Genomic DNA, 16356 nt, shown 5'->3' with positions numbered 1-16356 from the left:
GGTCGTAGCGACGCTATTCAATCTCTACCTGCCGCCGGATCTTTGGCCAGTCAGCTTTGAGCTCAATTCATGGCTTATCTTCCACCACCTGCGTACTTACTCTTCTTAGAATATCTGATTTAACTTCCTGGTTTTATCGCTGTGCTGTAGAACGCTCACTGACATTCTCTTTTGCTAATTCGATGACCGCATGCCCCAGTTGAACCAAGGTGGCGAAATTGGGGGTGGTTTGTGGCTTTAGAGAACGATAGGCGCTGGTACGGCTTTTGATACCTGCTTTGGCAATGACCTGGCTATGCCCGAACTGCTCCACGTAGGAACGAATAGCAGCCTGTAAAATGTCGGGACGCCCTTCCTGCATAGAGTCCCATGAGGCTTGCTTAATAACGTCTTCCATTTCCTGCACATTGAAGTGAGTGGCTGCTGTTTTCTGCACGCCTTTTGTCACTGCACGCAGGGTGCTCGCAGAAAGCTCATTGCCACCCCAGTTGAGCGACCCAGCCGCGGTTAGTGAGAACTTTTGGAAGTCTTTAATCCCTGAAAAAGGAGCCTTGCTAAAATAGCCTGATAGATCAGCAACGCCATGAAAACCATCGCTAAAAACCAGTTCAAGCGTATATGACCCAACCAAGTCCACATCAATGATTTTTAACATATGTCACCTAATTTGCCTGGGTTTTCACCATTGACTGCTTTCTGCCACATATGCATTAGCTGCTCCCGATGCTCAGCAATGTGGTTTTCTGCCCGCTTACGATGCTTATTGGGCAGATATCCCTCCAAGCACTCACCTGACTCAATTGCGATTATCAGTTCATAGCCACCATATTTGACGTGCAGGTGAGGAAGCTTGTGCTGCTTGTTATCAAAAAAATACATACAAAATGAAAGCCCGAGCAGAGCATCAATCTCTGGCATGCCCCCTCCTTGAATGGCACCCTGAAGATAGAATAGCACCGTATCCTGAAAGAGACAAAATAACCATCATTTTTCCATCTCATCCGGAATCATCGCCAGCAGAGCGGTAACGCCAATATCCACACCGGCTTGAGAGAATTAAGGTGGCCACCTGCCCTCGGTGATGGGTTTGGTGATTGAAGAAGTAAAAATTTAGCACTTAAGCCCTTTTCCCTCGCCTTGCGTCTTTTTACAAACGCCATATACTGTATATATAACCATATATTAACGGGGGTGGCAGATGACGTCTTTTCATTACGCTGATGGCGGCTCCTCTGTACGCAAAGGGCGTGGAGCGACGTACGACCCGCATAACCGCTTTGCGCCCACCCAAAGCGTTGCGGAAGACGATGGCTGGTGGCGGGAGGAAGCATCCACCTCCATCGCCACCGAGGTACGCGAAGAGGTGAGTAAAAGCGCCCTGTCGTGGAACACCTCGCCGGATTTGCCGTTTGATCGCTCACTGAATCCTTATCGCGGCTGTGAGCACGGCTGCGTTTACTGCTATGCCCGCCCCTCCCATGCCTACTGGGATTTATCGCCAGGGCTGGATTTTGAAACCAGGCTGATTGCCCGCAGCGGTTTGGTGGAGCGGTTAACCGACGAGCTGTGCCACCCTAATTACGTATGCCGTCCGATTAACCTTTCCGGCAATACCGACTGTTACCAGCCACTTGAGGCAAAACACCAAACCACCCGCCGCTTGCTTGAGTTGTTATTGGAATGTCGGCATCCGGTCACCATCGTGACCAAAAGCAGCCTGATACTGAGAGACCTGGAGCTACTTTCGGAAATGGCCGAACACCGCCTGGTGCGAGTGTTTATCAGCCTTACCAGCCTGGATGCCAACCTGAAACGCACCCTCGAGCCGCGCACGGCGTCGCCTCAAGCCCGCCTGAAAGTCATCCGCGAGCTGAATACGGCGGGGATTCCTGTGGGCACCCTGGTTTCGCCGATCATCCCTGGGCTGACCGACCATGAGATCGAGCGGATTCTTGAAGCCGCCAGCCGAGCGGGGGCGCGCACCGCCACCTGGATGCTGTTGCGACTGCCCCATGAAGTGGCGCCACTGTTCGAGGCATGGCTGGAAGCCCACTACCCTGAACGGGCAGCCAAAGTGATGAGCTTGATTCGCCAGTGCCGCGGCGGAAAGGATTACGACGCCCGCTTTGGCAAGCGTTTCCGCGGTGAAGGGGTGTTTGCCGAAATGATTGGCCAGCGGTTCAATCGTGCCAGTCGCCAGTGGAAATTGCAGTCCCGCACCGAGCAGGGATTGAATACCCGCGATTTCCGCCCGCCGCGCGCGCAAGGGGATTTATTCTATTAGACTGGGCGGCGTTACTGTCGACCCCCATAAAAGGATGCGCCATGCCCGCGCCGTTAAGCAAAACCAAATCGAGCTTTTACCGCCGCCTTTATGTGGCGTACCTGATTGACCAGGGCGCTGCCAGCGTCCCCGCCTTGATCGAGGCGACAGGCATGCCAAGGCGCACCGCGCAAGACACCATTACCTCGCTTGCCGAATTGGATATCGAATGTGTGTTCGAAAAGGATGAAGGCGAGCGGCACAACATCGGCCGCTATCAGATACGCGATTGGGGGGCGATTGACCCACACTGGGTGGCAAGTCACGCCCAGTACCTGCAAAAGGCACTGGGCTACGGTAACGCCTAAGCGGTATTAAGCAACGCTTACCTCGTAACCGGTAAACTTACGCAGATTGATCACGCCGGTATCCAGCATCAAGTATTGGCCTTTGATGCCTTGCAAAATGCCGCTGACTTCGGGCTGCTTATCAAAGTTATGCGACACGATTTTGCGCGGGAAGGCCGCAACTGGATAGTGAAAGGCATGGTGTTGACCATCCAGCTCGCGAATGGCGTCCTCCCCGTGTTCGCTTTTCAGTTGCCCAAGGCCGCTGGCGGTTGCGGCCATCAGGCGATCGCGTTCGGCTTTCAGATCAAGCTCCGCCACCTCGCCTTTGAGCATGGCCCGCCAGTTGGTGCGGTCACCAACATGCTCCTTGAACAGCATCTCCACAAAGCCTGATTGCTGGCGGGTATCGACCTCGATAATCGGCAAGGCCTGTATCGCCCCCTGGTCCAACCAGCGGGTGGGCATTTGCGTTTTACGGGTAATCCCTACTTTCAACCCCGACGAGTTGGCCAGGTAAACAATATGCGGCTGAAAGCAATGCTGCTCCGCCCATGCGGGGTCGCGGCAGGTACCCTGATAGTAATGGCACGTTTCCGGCTTCATGATGCAGGTATCGCACTGGGCCAGGCGCTTGAAGCAGGGGTAGCAGTAGCCCTGGGCAAAGCTTTTTTTGGTTGCACGACCGCAATGGGTGCAGGCGATAGCGCCGCTCCAACTCAGCTTTAACGGCGATCCCAACCGTGCGTTCAAATCAATACGATGCTCACCCGCGCGCAGCTGATAGCTGACGGGTTGCGCCTGGGTCGAACCCGGTTCCACCGCCATTTTCCGCAAGCAGCCCTGCACTAAGCCATCAGTCACGCGACGCATCCTTGGCAAGGCCGACCATTTCCGGTGAAACGCCCTGCCCCGTGGCGCCAGCACCGCAGGTGCGCTGTTCCAGATACCCGACGCGGTTCGCTTCGGGCACGTTGTTTTCCACCTCATAGCGCATCACGGCTTCAAGACACAATTCGGTCTGCTCGGCAGTGAGGTAGCGACCATCGGGCCACTTGCGCAGCGATACGGCCTGCTTGAGGCTCTCATAGATCGCCGGGGTCATCTGGTTGATCATTTTATCGAAGGTCATATCGCTCATGCCAAACTCCTCAGTTAAGACCGTAAACGCCGCGCACTATAATACCAGCCTGTAACCAGGCCGACGATCAGCCCGCCAAGATGCGCCTCGTTGGCAACATTGCCAAAGCCTACCAGTCCGGCCATGTCGGTCATGGTAAAGACCATCCAGCCCAGCATGAACACGACGAGCATTTGCGGTACAAAAAAGCCGCTTCCCGGCACCCGACGCGACATCAGCCACACATGCCCCAGCAAGGCATAAACGACACCCGACATGCCACCGAACAGCACGGTGCCAGCCGCGTACTGCGCCAGGTTCGCCAGTACCCCTGCGACGACCAGTAGCAGGAGCAGCGTCCGTCCGCCCTGAAATGCTTCGACCTGACGCCCGAAATACCAGACCCACATCAGGTTGAAGATCAGGTGCATCCAGCCAAAATGCAAAAAAGCTGGCGACAGCAGACGCCATATCTGGCCGCTGGTTAGCGTCTCCGTCAGTGACCCGAAGGAAACTAGATCCCTACCTATAAAAGTTGTAGGAATAATGCTTAGGACAGACATAATTTGCCCGTAGAACTGACCCAACAATACAAACACAACCAGGCTCACTACCACCATGGCCACGGTAACCGGCAACTGCTTTAGCGTTGGGAACACCCCCGGGGAATCCGCCTTTGAGACCTGCTCAGCTAATTCAAGGGGCTCGCCCTTCTGCCAGCGGGCTACCAGCGCGAGAAGTGCTTCACGCTGATCTGGATCGGCGACCCAGAGCACCAGGGCATCGCCTTCAGCGGTAATCCGGTGCCCTATGCGATAACGCCAAAGCGCTTTGCGAAGTGCCTGGGTATCCGCTTCAGGGGGTAAACGCATTACGGGGTGCATAGGCTTCCTTCATGGTAACGACATAGGCTTTTCATACAAACGCCAAGCTTGGCAACCATTTGATAGAACACGCCGGGGCGTGACAAGACAGTGGTTATTATTTCCACAAAAAAAACCGGCGGGGGGGGCCGCCGGGTAAATAGCAAGGGATCATTCAAGGGAACACCTATTCTGACGAGCAGCGACAACGTTAGTTCATATGTTTTGCAAAAATTATGTAAATTAATGTAACATTAACAATTCGGATCAATCATCGTCATCCTGCACGGTGTTTAAAACACTCTGCTCTTCTCTAGCAACCCGAATCCAGACAAACTGATCGGCATTCAAGTTTTGTTCCCCATTCCAGCGATAGGCAACCAGACGGCCATACTTCACCGCACTGTAATCAAGACAGGCAATGTTCGCCGTGGGCAACGCAGGAATGCCTTCACACCAGTAATGGCCGACAAACAAGGGCGGCTCGTCAGGGCCATAATAACTTAGTGTCTCGCGTTCTTTTTGGCTGAGCGGTCGCTGCTCTAGATCGCCGGGTAAGTTATCAGGCTGGAAGGCGACATCGCCCCAGCACTGCGGCGATGCTGCCCAGAAATGAGTGCGGAAACTGCGCCGCGTAAACCCATCACCCGAATGAATGGCAACATTGTCGGGAAGCGGTAGATGACTGCCCCGCGTCAGGCGATCCAGAATCTGAAATGCCTGGGTCGATGGATCGGTAGACGCGACCAGAAAATCGTCATCCAGGCAGCCATCCGGGTAATCCTGCTTGAATTGCGCAATCAGCTGGTGGTCCCAGCAGGCATGGACCACCCGCAAGCCATCCTGCTCGAGAAACAACGGCAGCGTTTTAAACCACGCCAGCGTGTCTTCCCATTCATTGGTGTGGTCGCGGTACTGTTCCAGCGTATCCTGAATAATCCGGTTGTGACGCGGTGTGTGCTCGCGTAACCAGCGCTGTTGGCTATTCGGCGGTGCCGGGTGGGTATACGCCAAGGCGTTATATTCATGGTTGCCCATGACAATCTGGGCCTCGCCCGACTCGACCATACGCCGGGCGATCGTCACAGCAAGCCGGATGCGCGGCCCCCGGTCGATAAGATCACCAAGAAAGATCACCCGGCGGCGCGGATGGCGATAGACACCACTGCGCTGGCGATAGCCGAGCTTTTCGAGGAGCGCCGCGAGCGTGGCCCCGCACCCGTGCACATCCCCAATCAGATCGTAGCCTTCAAACACCGACTTGGTGGCGATTTGGTGGGCCATCTTCAGTCTCCCAACCGGTTGCTCCAGCCGAGTTTGCTGCGCAGCACCTCGTAGAAATTATGCCCAATGGGATGCACCAGTTGGACGCGTTCTGGCTTGCGCGTAATGACCACCACATCATCCGGTTTGGCGACCGAGCGTGTTTGCCCATCGCAGCTGACGTGGGGGTAGGACAGGTTGGTCTCACCGATGTGCAGGCGGATCTCGCTGGCCGCATCGATGACAATGGGGCGGCTTGAAAGCGTATGCGGGAACATCGGCACCAGAGTAATCACATCCAGCTTGGGGTGCATGATCGGTCCACCGCCGGATAAGGCGTAAGCCGTAGAGCCCGTGGGCGTGGCGATAATCAGCCCGTCGCTTCGCTGGCTGTAAACGAACTGGCCATCAATGAACAGTTCGAACTCGATCATGCGCACCGCTTTGCCAGGATGGACGACGACTTCATTGAGCGCTTCACCCGACCCCACCATGACACCGTTGCGATATAGCGCCATATCCAGCAGAAAGCGTTCCTCGCGTTCGAACTCACCGGCCAGCACTTCGCTAACGCGGCTTTCCAGCTCATCCGGCGAGATGTCGGTCAGAAAGCCCAAGCGACCTCGATTAACGCCTAAAATCAGCGTCCCGCTATGGCAAAGAGTTCGGGCCGCGCCTAACAGGCTGCCATCACCACCGACCACAATCACCAGGTCACACATCTCCCCCAGGGCTCGACGACTGGCCTCGGGCTGACCATGGTGGGGGATCACCGTTGCGGTGCGATCTTCGACCAGTACGCGGTAGCGATGCTCAACCAGGTAATTGACTAAGCGCTGCAGCGAGTCGACGACTTTATCGCTGCCCAGGCGGCCAATTAGCCCGATGGTACTAAATGGCCGCCCTGACTCCTTGGGTGTATTCGATGGCACAGCAGCTTCCTGAACATGATGGGTCGTGGGTCGACTCAAGTAATATCAGTCCATTATGGCCAGAGCAGGCAGCGCGGGCAAATGGACTTACGTGAGTGAAACGTCAACCGGCCCTAGGCAGGGTGTGCCTGCTGACGTTGCAGCCACCAATGATTCAACCAAAGGGACGCCGCCATAATGCCCGCGCCGAGCAGCAGCCGAGCCACATCGGCCTCACGGTTCCAGATCAACAGGTTGACGGCCAGCCCTGCGGGTACCAGCGCGTTGTTCATGACCGCAAGCGTACCTGCATCGACCCGGATAGCCCCCTGGTTCCAGGCAAAATACCCCACGCCCGAAGCGACCAGTCCAAGCCAGGCCAACACGCCCCACTGCACACCGGTTGTTGGCAAGGCGGCGCTATTACCGAACAGCAGGAAGACCGGCAGCGCAATCACCATGGCGCCGATAAAAAACCAGCCAAATACATTGTGCCAGGGCAAGTCTGCGGGCAGGTCAGCCGCTAGACGCCGGTAGCCTACCTGGCCAATGGCAAAACACAGATTGGCCCCCTGAACGACTAAAAAGCCTGCCCAAAAACCACTATCCACCCCATCGTAGCGGATAACCGCCGCGCCCAGCACAGCCAAGCCAGCGCTTAACAGGTAGATCGGCGTAAACCGCCCAAACAGCAGGTCATCCAGCAGTGCGATATAAATGGGCGTGAAGATAGTGAACAGTAGAACTTCGGGCACCGACAGCAATATAAATGACTGATAGAAGAAGGTGTACATAATGCCAAGCTGAATGGCGCCCAGCGCCATCAGCGCCAAACGCTGCTTGCCTTTTAACAGGCTCGGCCGCAGGAACGGCAAGAACACCAGGGCGGCAAGCCCTACCCGGAGGAGGACCGCAAAATAGCTGTCCACCTGGCCCGCCAGATAAACGCCAATCAGCGAGAAAGAGAACGCCCACAGCGCGGTGACACCGACGAGATACGCCATTGTAAACCCCAGACATTATAAAAGTTGACATGGATTATACGTAGCGTTTCGTCAATGCCAATGGCTGGTAGGCAAAAACATCGCTTGAATGTTGACCTGCCTGGGAATTGGCGCGCCTTATTGTCGGCGAAGCCAGACAAAAGCAAAAACGACTCCAGGTAGCCAGACGCATAGCGTCAGTAAGGTCGTAATGGCGACGCGTCGCGCGCCCCCATCCGTCAGCGCTACCGCCAATGGCGGGAATAGCACAGCCAATGCATAGTACGCGGCCTTCACCGATGAAGGCATGTCTCTCAGCGGCGGTGGCTGCGTCGCCGATTCGTTAACAGACGGTTTTTCAGGGGTGTAATATTCAACGCTTTTATCAACAGCGGGCGTCGCTTCAGCCTTGGTGGACTCGTTAACCTTCGTCTTGCGGTGTGCTTCCTTGTCGATTTTTTGCGTCAGAGCGTCAGCGTCGTGCGCCAGATCATCGTGATAGCGCTCCCACTCTTCCCAATCGTGGGGTGTTCCCACCTTGGGGGGTTGATGCCCGGCTTCACGCGCACGCTCCCAGGATTTCTCTTCCAGCGTGTTGGGGCGGTCGGCATCACGGTCCAGCGGCACCCCTTTGCGATTCAAATATTCACGTGCGTCCATAATGTTTCCTCACGCCAAGTCATTGGGGTCTGTTGCGGCCAGCCCCTTGGGTTATTCGACCAGATAAGAATAACAATTGCGACGCCCCCGGCCCTTTACAAGCGCTTTTAAAGCGTTGAATGCTCCAGCGGGATGATCATCGCATCTGTATGTAAATCTTCTAAAGTGAATGGAGTGACGGTTAACTAAACGTTCGCCATGCTCACGCAAAAGGAGAACCACAATGTCAAAACCCACGCCTCACACAGTACGCGATATCATGTCTCGCGATTGCTATCGTGTTTCGCCGGAAATGTCGATCACCACGTTGGCCCAGGGGCTCGCACTGCACCGACTGCCAGGGGCGCCGGTGGTCGACCGGCATGACAATCTGATCGGCTTTATCTCGGAACAGGATGTGTTGGGCCGCGTTCTCGACAGCGTGTATCATGACGACGAGGCCCCCCTGGTTAGAGAATTGATGCGCAACGAAGTGCTCAGCGTTACTCCGGTGAAAAGCATTACCGATCTGGCTCAGGAAATGCTGGGCGCAAAGCCCAAAATATATCCGGTGGTTGAACAACGCCGCCTGGTTGGGATTGTCACACGGCGGGATATCCTTGTCGCCTTGCTAACCATTCGCCGCCACTAAGGAGGCTGTCGCCAAACATTGCGAAAGCAGGCCGCCGTGACGTCATGAACGTCAGGCAAAAAAAACCGCTGCTCATGGAGCAGCGGAAGCAAGGGATCAAAACAATAGCGAGACAACACCATTAGCGACTGCTATCACTACGTTGTCTGTACTTACTCAGACACGCTTTTCTGAAAAAGTTCGGCAATCTGCAAAATTTTCGTTTCAAAAAATGTGAACGGTATAATGGTCTGTATCGACATTTCGCACTCAACCCCCAAGGGAGTACTGCATGGCACTTTATCTTTTGGTATTCGGGGTGTGTTTTCTGGTGATTGGCAGTGTCGTCGCCGTGTTGCTGACCTCACGCACGCCAAGGTACCGCACCGAGCCGAAAGATCTGCTGGCACTTTTTGACAAAGCGCTGGCCAGCCAGGTGAGCGAGACGGAATGGAACGCCCTGATCGGCTACCCCATCCGGCATGACGAGTACCTGGAGGGGGTGCGGAGGCGGGCATCCCACTTGATGGACCAACATGGTAGGCGCTGGCAGCTGGCTCAGGGAAAGCCTCTGCTTAACGCAGAAGGTCAAGCGGAGCTGAAAGCCCTGCGTGACCATTTGGCGGCCCACACCGAACTCCATGCACATTAACGCAGGTGGCGACGGAGATTCCTATGCCCAGCACGATTCGCCGAATTCCTCTGGAAAGCGCTACGCGTCACCACGCTCATGATTTTCACCAAATCGTTATCACTCTATGCGGTGCGTCGGAGTTTGAGATCGAGGGGCTGGGCGGCCGTGTCAATGCGTTTTCGGGCTGTATCGTGCCCGCGAATCATGAGCACTACTACTCGGGCAGTGGCTATAACCGACAGCTGATTCTGGACCTGCCAGAAGATGCACCGGCGCTTACCGGTGAGCAGCGCGAGCTGGTCGCCCTGTTCGATGCGCCGCGTTTTTTTGCTCTGGATGCCTCGCTGCGCCACTACCTGGCCTTCATGGAATGTGAGCTTGGCCAGACCGACTCCCCTGGCCTGCCGCCCTTTCAACATGACCGACTGGCTGCCACTTTTCTGGGGGCTCTCAAGGGGCGCCTGGGCAATGTCTCTGACCCACCCTCGCGTCTCGATATTCGCCACCTTGACCGTTATATTCAACAGCATATGGCCGACAATCTGCGTGTCGCCGACCTGGCGAAACTGGTGTGCCTGAGCGAGGCACATTTTTCGGAACGTTTCCGTCAACAGACAGGGCTCTCGCCCTGGCAATACGTTAAGCGTCAGCGACTCCATGCGGCCCATCAGCTTGTGGTACAGAGCCAATTGTCGTTGACCGATATTGCGCTGCAAACCGGTTTTGCCAACCAGAGTGCGCTATCGCATGCGTTTCGCCGTGGCTATGGGCTCTCTCCCCGCCAGCTTCGTCAATCCCGCAGACTCTCCACCCCGTTGACTAGCCGTCCATATAATCCCCTGGCAGAGCCTGTCAAACTAAACTAACGTCTTATAAGTGATCGACTTACCTCGAATTTGACATATTTTCCCGTGGAAATGGCATACACCGACAGCCACTCCGCTCTACATTCGAGCGTTAGCTCAGGTTTTACGTCCTGTTACCATTATTACCGCTTTAATGGGCGGAAACGCGCCGCTTTCGGCGCAGGGCGATGAGTAAGCAGCTCATCATCGACAAACCAAAACTCATGAACAGGGAACTCTCTTATGGTCGAAAATAATACTGGGATCATTGCTGATAAAGGTGCCATCAACCTTTCTGACACTGTCTATTGCGGGCGTTCGTTAAGCCCCGTAGCGTGAATGAAAAACGGGTTAATAAAAATAATGCGGATGACTACCGGGCCCTTCCCGGTAACCGCACAAACCGGGCGGAATTAACGCCGTCCCGAAGAATTATTGGAGAAGTTACATGGCTATTGGTGTTTGGATCAGTCTCATTGCCTACTTTGCGCTCATGATTGCCATTGGCATTTATGCGATGCGCAAAGCCACCTCTTCCTCGGAAGATTACATGCTGGGTGGCCGTAACCTCAGCCCCAAAGTGGCCGCCTTGTCAGCTGGCGCGTCGGACATGAGTGGCTGGTTGCTGCTGGGCTTGCCCGGTGCGATGTTCGCTTCTGGCCTCGGATCGGCCTGGATCGGTATTGGCCTGCTCGTCGGGGCATTATTCAACTGGATTCTGGTCGCTCCGCGCCTGCGTGAACAGACGGTTCACTATGGCAATGCGATCACCATTCCGGCTTTCCTGGCAAATCGCTTTCCGACACGGTCGCTTTCCCTGCGCACGGTGTCTGCCATCGTGATCGTCATCTTCTTTGCGGTCTACACCGCATCGGGCCTGGTAGCCGGCGGCAAGCTGTTCGAAAGCGCCTTTGCGGGGGTCGTGAACATTGGCGGCATGAGCGACTATGGTGCGGGCGTGCTGATCACCCTCGGCGTCGTGCTGGTTTACACCGTGGTCGGTGGCTTTCTGGCGGTGAGCATGACGGACTTCGTGCAAGGCTGCATCATGATGCTGGCCCTGGTGATCATGCCGGCGGTTGTCCTCTTTGGTGAAGGCGGCGGCGGCTTCGGCCAGGCATCACAGACCCTCAATGAGGTCGACCCCACGCTGCTGTCGTGGACGGAAGGATTGACCTTTATCGGCTGGCTGTCTGCGGTGACCTGGGGGCTTGGGTACTTTGGCCAGCCACACATCATCGTGCGCTTCATGGCAATCCGCACGCTCAAGGATGTACCAATTGCCCGCAACATCGGCATGAGCTGGATGGCCATCTCGCTGATCGGCGCGGTGTCGCTGGGTATTTTTGGCCGCGCCTATGCGGTCCGCAACGGCATGGATGTCGAAGACCCGGAAACCATCTTCATTATCCTGGCGGAGTTGCTGTTCCACCCGCTGATCACCGGCTTCCTGTATGCAGCGCTGCTGGCGGCGGTCATGAGCACCATTTCCAGCCAGCTACTGGTAGCGTCTTCTTCGCTGACCGAGGACTTCTATCGCCTCTTCCTGCGTAAAGAAGCCACGGACAAGGAGTGCGTGAACGTGGGCCGTGTGAGCGTCGTCCTGGTGGGCTTGATAGCAGCCGTGATTGCGTCGGATCCAGACTCACAGGTACTTGGATTGGTCAGTAACGCCTGGGCAGGCTTCGGCGCCGCCTTCGGCCCGCTGATCATCCTGTCGCTGATGTGGTCGCGTACCAACGGCAATGGCGCCATTGCTGGCATGGTCGTGGGTGCCGCCACCGTCATGATCTGGATTGCCCTGGGCTGGAACGCTTCCTTCATGGGTGGCCCGGGCATTTACGAGATCATTCCCGGCTTCATCGCAGCCTTCCTTGCCATCCTGGTGGTAAGCAGCGCCACGGCCGATGCCGGCGAGTATCAGCACATTACCCGCTAGCAAGAGCGCGCAGGATACATTCAACGTATCAGGAGGGCTCCCCCAGGAGCCCTCTGTTGGTTTGATCTTTTGTGTTTGCTGCCAAAAGACCGACTAAACCCTAACCGACGCAGTAACGTTACGTGTCGGCTAGCAAGGAGAGATCCCTATGAACGAAGCCAACCCTCATCTGCATAGCGACGTGAGTGACCTGCGCTCACGCATTCGCAAGAATTACGACGCCAATGAAGCAGATGTACTGCACGGGCTTGTCGAGCGTATCAAGCTGTCGGAGGATGACCGCAAGCAGGTCGCCGCCGTTGGTGCCAAGTACGTAGAGCGTGTGCGCAAGGAAAGGTCGCCCTCGATGATGGAGGCATTCCTGGCCGAGTACGGGCTCTCGACCACCGAGGGCGTTGGCCTGATGTGTCTGGCAGAAGCGCTACTGCGCGTGCCCGATGCAGAAACCATCGACGACCTGATCCACGACAAGATCGAACCCTCCGACTGGGGCGCCCACCTGGGCAAGTCTTCGTCTTCAATGGTCAATGCCTCGACCTGGGCACTACTGTTGACCGGCAAGGTCCTGGAAGAGGACCCCAAGGGCCCCACACGGGCGCTGCGGGGCCTGGTTCGCCGCATGGGCGAGCCGGTGGTTCGCAAGGCAGTTGGCCAGTCGATGAAGATTCTCGGCCGTCAGTTCGTGCTCGGCCAGACCATCGAAGAAGGCATGAAGAATGCCCGTGAGCTCGAGAAGCAGGGCTATACCTATTCCTACGATATGCTGGGCGAAGCGGCGCGCACCGACGAAGATGCCGTCCGCTATCACCAAGCGTATGCCAAGGCGATTTCCGCCATCGCCGAGCAGGCCAAGGGTGATGTCCGCGGCAGCCCCGGCATTTCGGTAAAGCTCTCGGCGCTGCATCCCCGCTATGAATACACCCACCGTGAAACGGTAATGGCAGAACTGCTGCCTCGCGCCAAAGAGTTGGTGCAGCAGGCAGCCAAGGCCAATATCGGTTTCAATATCGATGCCGAAGAGCAGGATCGGCTGGATCTCTCCCTCGACGTGATCGAGGCGCTAATGGCTGACCCCAGCCTGGACGGTTGGGATGGTTTTGGGGTGGTCGTGCAAGCCTACGGGCGCCGCGCCGCGCCGATGATCGAGACGCTCTACGAACTCGCCGAGCGGTATGACCGCAAGATCATGGTACGCCTGGTGAAAGGCGCCTACTGGGATACCGAGATCAAGCTATCCCAGGAGATGGGCGTCAAGACCTTCCCGGTCTTCACCCGCAAGGTCAACACCGATGTCAGCTACATGGCCTGCGCGCAAATGCTGCTCGACCGGCGCGACCGCATCTACCCTCAGTTCGCGACCCACAACGCCCACACCTGCGCTGCCGTCGTAGAAATGGCGGGCGACGACAAGGACAGCTACGAGTTCCAGCGCCTGCATGGCATGGGCGAATCGCTGCACCACATCGTTAAAGAGACAGAGGGCACGCACTGTCGCATCTACGCCCCGGTTGGTGCGCACCGCGACCTGCTGGCCTATCTGGTTCGCCGCCTGCTGGAAAACGGCGCCAACTCCTCGTTCGTCAACCAGGTAGTGGATAGCTCGATTCCGCCCAGCGAGGTCTCGAAGGATCCCATTGAAGGCTTTAAGCAGCTCGGCAATGACGTTTCAAGCCCCTTGATCCGCCAGCCCAGCGAGCTGTTCGAGCCTGAGCGCAAGAACTCCAAGGGCTACCGCATCAACGAACCCGCTTCAATTTTGCCGCTACTCAATGCCCGCGAAGCATTTGCCGACGCCACCTGGACGGCAGGCCCGATGCTGGCAGGCAACCCGACTCCCAAGGGCCCGGCACGTGATGCGGTCTCCCCCGCCGACGGCTCTCGGGTAATCGGTAAGGTGCATGAAGCCACCCCGGAAGAGGTCGCCACTGCCCTCGACGCCGCCGAGGAAGGCTTCAAAGAGTGGTCGGCGCGCCCTGTGGCAGAACGCGCCGCGGTACTGCGCCGCACCGCCGACCTCTACGAAGAACACATCGCCGAACTGACCGTGATCACCACCCGCGAAGCGGGCAAGATGATGTTCGATGGTATCGCCGAAGTGCGTGAGGCAGTGGATTTCCTACGCTACTACGCCAACGAAGGCGAGCGGCTGGAAGCGGAAGAGCCCGGCAGCGCCCGCGGTATCTTCGTCTGCATCAGTCCGTGGAACTTCCCCCTGGCCATCACCACCGGGCAGATCGCGGCCGCACTGGTGGCTGGCAACGCGGTACTCGCCAAGCCCGCCGAGCAGACGCCTCTGATCGCGGCCCGTGCCGTTGAGTTGATGCGCGAAGCCGGTTTGCCCGAAGCGGCGCTGCAACTACTCCCGGGCGATGGCCCGACGGTAGGTGGCCCGTTGACCAGCGATCCGCGTATTGCCGGTGTCTGCTTTACCGGCTCGACCCCGGTGGCACAGATCATCCACAAGGCGCTGGCCGAGAACGCGGGGCCTGATGCCGTACTGATCGCCGAAACCGGCGGACTCAACTCCATGATCGTCGACTCCACGGCGCTCACCGAGCAAGCGGTGCGCGATATTCTGATCTCCTCCTTCCAGTCGGCCGGCCAGCGCTGTTCCGCGCTGCGCATGCTGTATGTCCAGGAAGAAGCCCGTGACCGGTTGCTCAACATGCTCTACGGTGCCATGGACGCGCTCACCATCGGCGACCCCTGGAATACCGATACCGACGTATCGCCGGTGATTGATGCCGATGCCCAACAGGAAATCAGCGATTATGTAGCGGCGCAGGAGAAGGCTGGCAAGGTGCTGAAGAAGCTTTCAGTGCCGGAGACCGGCACCTTCGTTACCCCGGCGGTGATCGACGTTGGCGGCATCGAGGATCTCGAGCGTGAAATCTTTGGCCCGGTGTTGCACGTGGCCACCTTCAAGGCGCGGGATATCGACATGGTGGTCGACGACATCAACGGCAAGGGCTACGGGCTGACCTTCGGCCTGCATACCCGTATCGATGACCGCGTACAGCAGATCGTCGAGCGCATTCATGTCGGCAACGTCTACGTCAACCGTAACCAGATCGGTGCCATTGTTGGCTCCCAGCCGTTCGGCGGCGAGGGCCTCTCAGGCACTGGACCCAAGGCCGGTGGCCCGCTCTACGTCACTCGCTTCCGCCGCACCGCAGACGCCGAACGCACTGAGGCGCCACACGAAAAAACCGTATCACTGGACGATCTCCAATCCGCCATCGACGGGTTGGATGCGCGCAACTGGGCGGTACGCCCCAATCGCATCGAGGTACTGCGCAAGGCGCTCTCCGGCAAAGGCGGTGTGATCCGCAAGGCGCTCAATGAGACAGCAGCGCTGGATATGACCCCGCAGACACTGCCGGGGCCGACAGGTGAAAGCAACCGTCTGGCGATGTATCCCAAGGGCATGGTTCTGTGCCTGGGGCCAACCCTGGATGTTGCCGTTGCTCAGGCCGCACAGGCTCTTGGCACTGGCTGTGCGGCCGTCGTGGTCGCGCCAGGCGCCGAACAGGCAGTGAAGCCGCTGATCGATGCCGGTGCGCCAGTCGCGGGGCTAGACGGAAGCGTCTCGGCCGAGACATTGAGTGATGTCAAAGGTATTGCGGCGGTCGCCGCCGCGGGCAACAGCGACTGGACCCGCGAACTGCGCATTGCGCTGGCCAAGCGCGACGGCGCCGTCATCCAGCTCGAGACCCAGACCATTTCGCCGGAACGCTACGTGGTGGAACGCCATCTGTGCATCGACACCACCGCAGCGGGCGGCAACGCGAGCTTATTGGCAACGGCTGAATAGGATCGCTACTGAACGTGATCTAACGTGGTCGGGAGACGCCAATACTGGCGTCTCCCCAATGAAAGACACAAGGTCATTCAGTCGCCACCTGTAACGAAGTTCTA

16 protein-coding genes and 1 pseudogene are annotated in these 16356 nt (G+C 57.3%); 7 read left to right on the top strand and 10 right to left on the bottom strand.

Annotated elements, in window-relative coordinates:
* Positions 1–133: 133 nt before the first annotated feature.
* From dhiA to IT895_RS07200, 3 genes and pseudogenes are all read right to left on the bottom strand, one after another.
* Positions 134–655: a type II toxin-antitoxin system antitoxin DhiA gene (dhiA, locus tag IT895_RS07210; protein WP_066317313.1), complete on the bottom strand. Its 522-nt coding sequence runs from the start codon at positions 653–655 to the stop codon at positions 134–136.
* Entirely contained in the window at positions 649–918 is a 270-nt protein-coding gene (gene dhiT, locus IT895_RS07205; protein ID WP_066317314.1) for a type II toxin-antitoxin system toxin DhiT, read from the bottom strand. Before dhiT ends, dhiA begins: the two co-directional genes overlap by 7 nt.
* Positions 919–984: 66 nt before the next feature.
* Positions 985–1105 (bottom strand): annotated as a pseudogene (locus IT895_RS07200) (DinB family protein); the annotation flags it as partial.
* Positions 1106–1198: 93 nt separating this feature from the next.
* Here IT895_RS07200 and IT895_RS07195 point away from each other — a divergent pair.
* Both IT895_RS07195 and IT895_RS07190 read left to right on the top strand, forming a co-directional pair.
* Positions 1199–2284, top strand: a complete 1086-nt coding sequence (locus tag IT895_RS07195) for a PA0069 family radical SAM protein (protein WP_199285117.1) — start codon at positions 1199–1201, stop codon at positions 2282–2284.
* A 41-nt stretch (positions 2285–2325) separates the two neighbouring features.
* Positions 2326–2631: a winged helix-turn-helix domain-containing protein gene (locus IT895_RS07190; protein ID WP_066317317.1), complete on the top strand. Its 306-nt coding sequence runs from the start codon at positions 2326–2328 to the stop codon at positions 2629–2631.
* 6 nt (positions 2632–2637) lie between these two features.
* Here IT895_RS07190 and IT895_RS07185 read toward each other — a convergent pair whose 3' ends face one another.
* The 7 genes from IT895_RS07185 to IT895_RS07155 all read right to left on the bottom strand — a co-directional run bounded on the left by IT895_RS07185 (position 2638) and on the right by IT895_RS07155 (position 8410).
* The gene (locus tag IT895_RS07185) at positions 2638–3483 is read right to left on the bottom strand and encodes a DUF2797 domain-containing protein (RefSeq protein ID WP_233337390.1); all 846 of its coding nucleotides are present in this window, start codon (positions 3481–3483) and stop codon (positions 2638–2640) included.
* A complete protein-coding gene (locus tag IT895_RS07180) occupies positions 3467–3751 on the bottom strand; it encodes a YeaC family protein (protein ID WP_199285116.1) in 285 nt (94 codons plus the stop codon). The genes IT895_RS07185 and IT895_RS07180 overlap by 17 nt, the downstream gene beginning before the upstream one ends.
* A gap of 14 nt (positions 3752–3765) precedes the next feature.
* A complete protein-coding gene (locus tag IT895_RS07175; RefSeq protein WP_199285115.1) occupies positions 3766–4614 on the bottom strand; it encodes a rhomboid family intramembrane serine protease in 849 nt (282 codons plus the stop codon).
* 246 nt (positions 4615–4860) lie between these two features.
* Positions 4861–5877, bottom strand: a complete 1017-nt coding sequence (locus IT895_RS07170) for a metallophosphoesterase (RefSeq protein ID WP_066317325.1) — start codon at positions 5875–5877, stop codon at positions 4861–4863.
* Positions 5878–5879: 2 nt separating this feature from the next.
* The gene (locus IT895_RS07165; protein WP_066317328.1) at positions 5880–6788 is read right to left on the bottom strand and encodes an NAD(+) kinase; all 909 of its coding nucleotides are present in this window, start codon (positions 6786–6788) and stop codon (positions 5880–5882) included.
* A 113-nt stretch (positions 6789–6901) separates the two neighbouring features.
* Positions 6902–7771 carry a carboxylate/amino acid/amine transporter gene (locus tag IT895_RS07160; RefSeq protein WP_199285114.1) on the bottom strand — a complete coding sequence of 290 codons (870 nt, stop codon included), beginning with the start codon at positions 7769–7771 and terminating at the stop codon, positions 6902–6904.
* Positions 7772–7888: 117 nt separating this feature from the next.
* Positions 7889–8410 carry a YqaE/Pmp3 family membrane protein gene (locus tag IT895_RS07155; RefSeq protein ID WP_199285113.1) on the bottom strand — a complete coding sequence of 174 codons (522 nt, stop codon included), beginning with the start codon at positions 8408–8410 and terminating at the stop codon, positions 7889–7891.
* Between the two features lie 223 nt (positions 8411–8633).
* Between IT895_RS07155 and IT895_RS07150 the strand changes: the two genes are divergently transcribed.
* The 5 genes from IT895_RS07150 to putA all read left to right on the top strand — a co-directional run bounded on the left by IT895_RS07150 (position 8634) and on the right by putA (position 16252).
* A complete protein-coding gene (locus IT895_RS07150) occupies positions 8634–9041 on the top strand; it encodes a CBS domain-containing protein (protein ID WP_066317336.1) in 408 nt (135 codons plus the stop codon).
* Between the two features lie 271 nt (positions 9042–9312).
* Positions 9313–9672, top strand: a complete 360-nt coding sequence (locus IT895_RS07145) for a hypothetical protein (RefSeq protein WP_066317341.1) — start codon at positions 9313–9315, stop codon at positions 9670–9672.
* Positions 9673–9695: 23 nt separating this feature from the next.
* The gene (locus tag IT895_RS07140) at positions 9696–10520 is read left to right on the top strand and encodes an AraC family transcriptional regulator (RefSeq protein WP_199285112.1); all 825 of its coding nucleotides are present in this window, start codon (positions 9696–9698) and stop codon (positions 10518–10520) included.
* A gap of 427 nt (positions 10521–10947) precedes the next feature.
* Positions 10948–12438, top strand: coding sequence for a sodium/proline symporter PutP (gene putP / locus IT895_RS07135; protein ID WP_066317345.1), 1491 nt, complete (start codon positions 10948–10950; stop codon positions 12436–12438).
* Between the two features lie 148 nt (positions 12439–12586).
* Positions 12587–16252: a bifunctional proline dehydrogenase/L-glutamate gamma-semialdehyde dehydrogenase PutA gene (gene putA / locus IT895_RS07130; RefSeq protein ID WP_199285111.1), complete on the top strand. Its 3666-nt coding sequence runs from the start codon at positions 12587–12589 to the stop codon at positions 16250–16252.
* The last annotated feature ends 104 nt before the right edge of the window (positions 16253–16356 follow it).

The sequence above is a fragment of the Halomonas sp. A40-4 genome (genome assembly GCF_015767635.1).
GTDB lineage: Bacteria > Pseudomonadota > Gammaproteobacteria > Pseudomonadales > Halomonadaceae > Vreelandella > Vreelandella janggokensis.
Note: the sequence above shows the minus strand (reverse complement) of the source record. Positions and strands in the feature narration are given on the sequence as shown.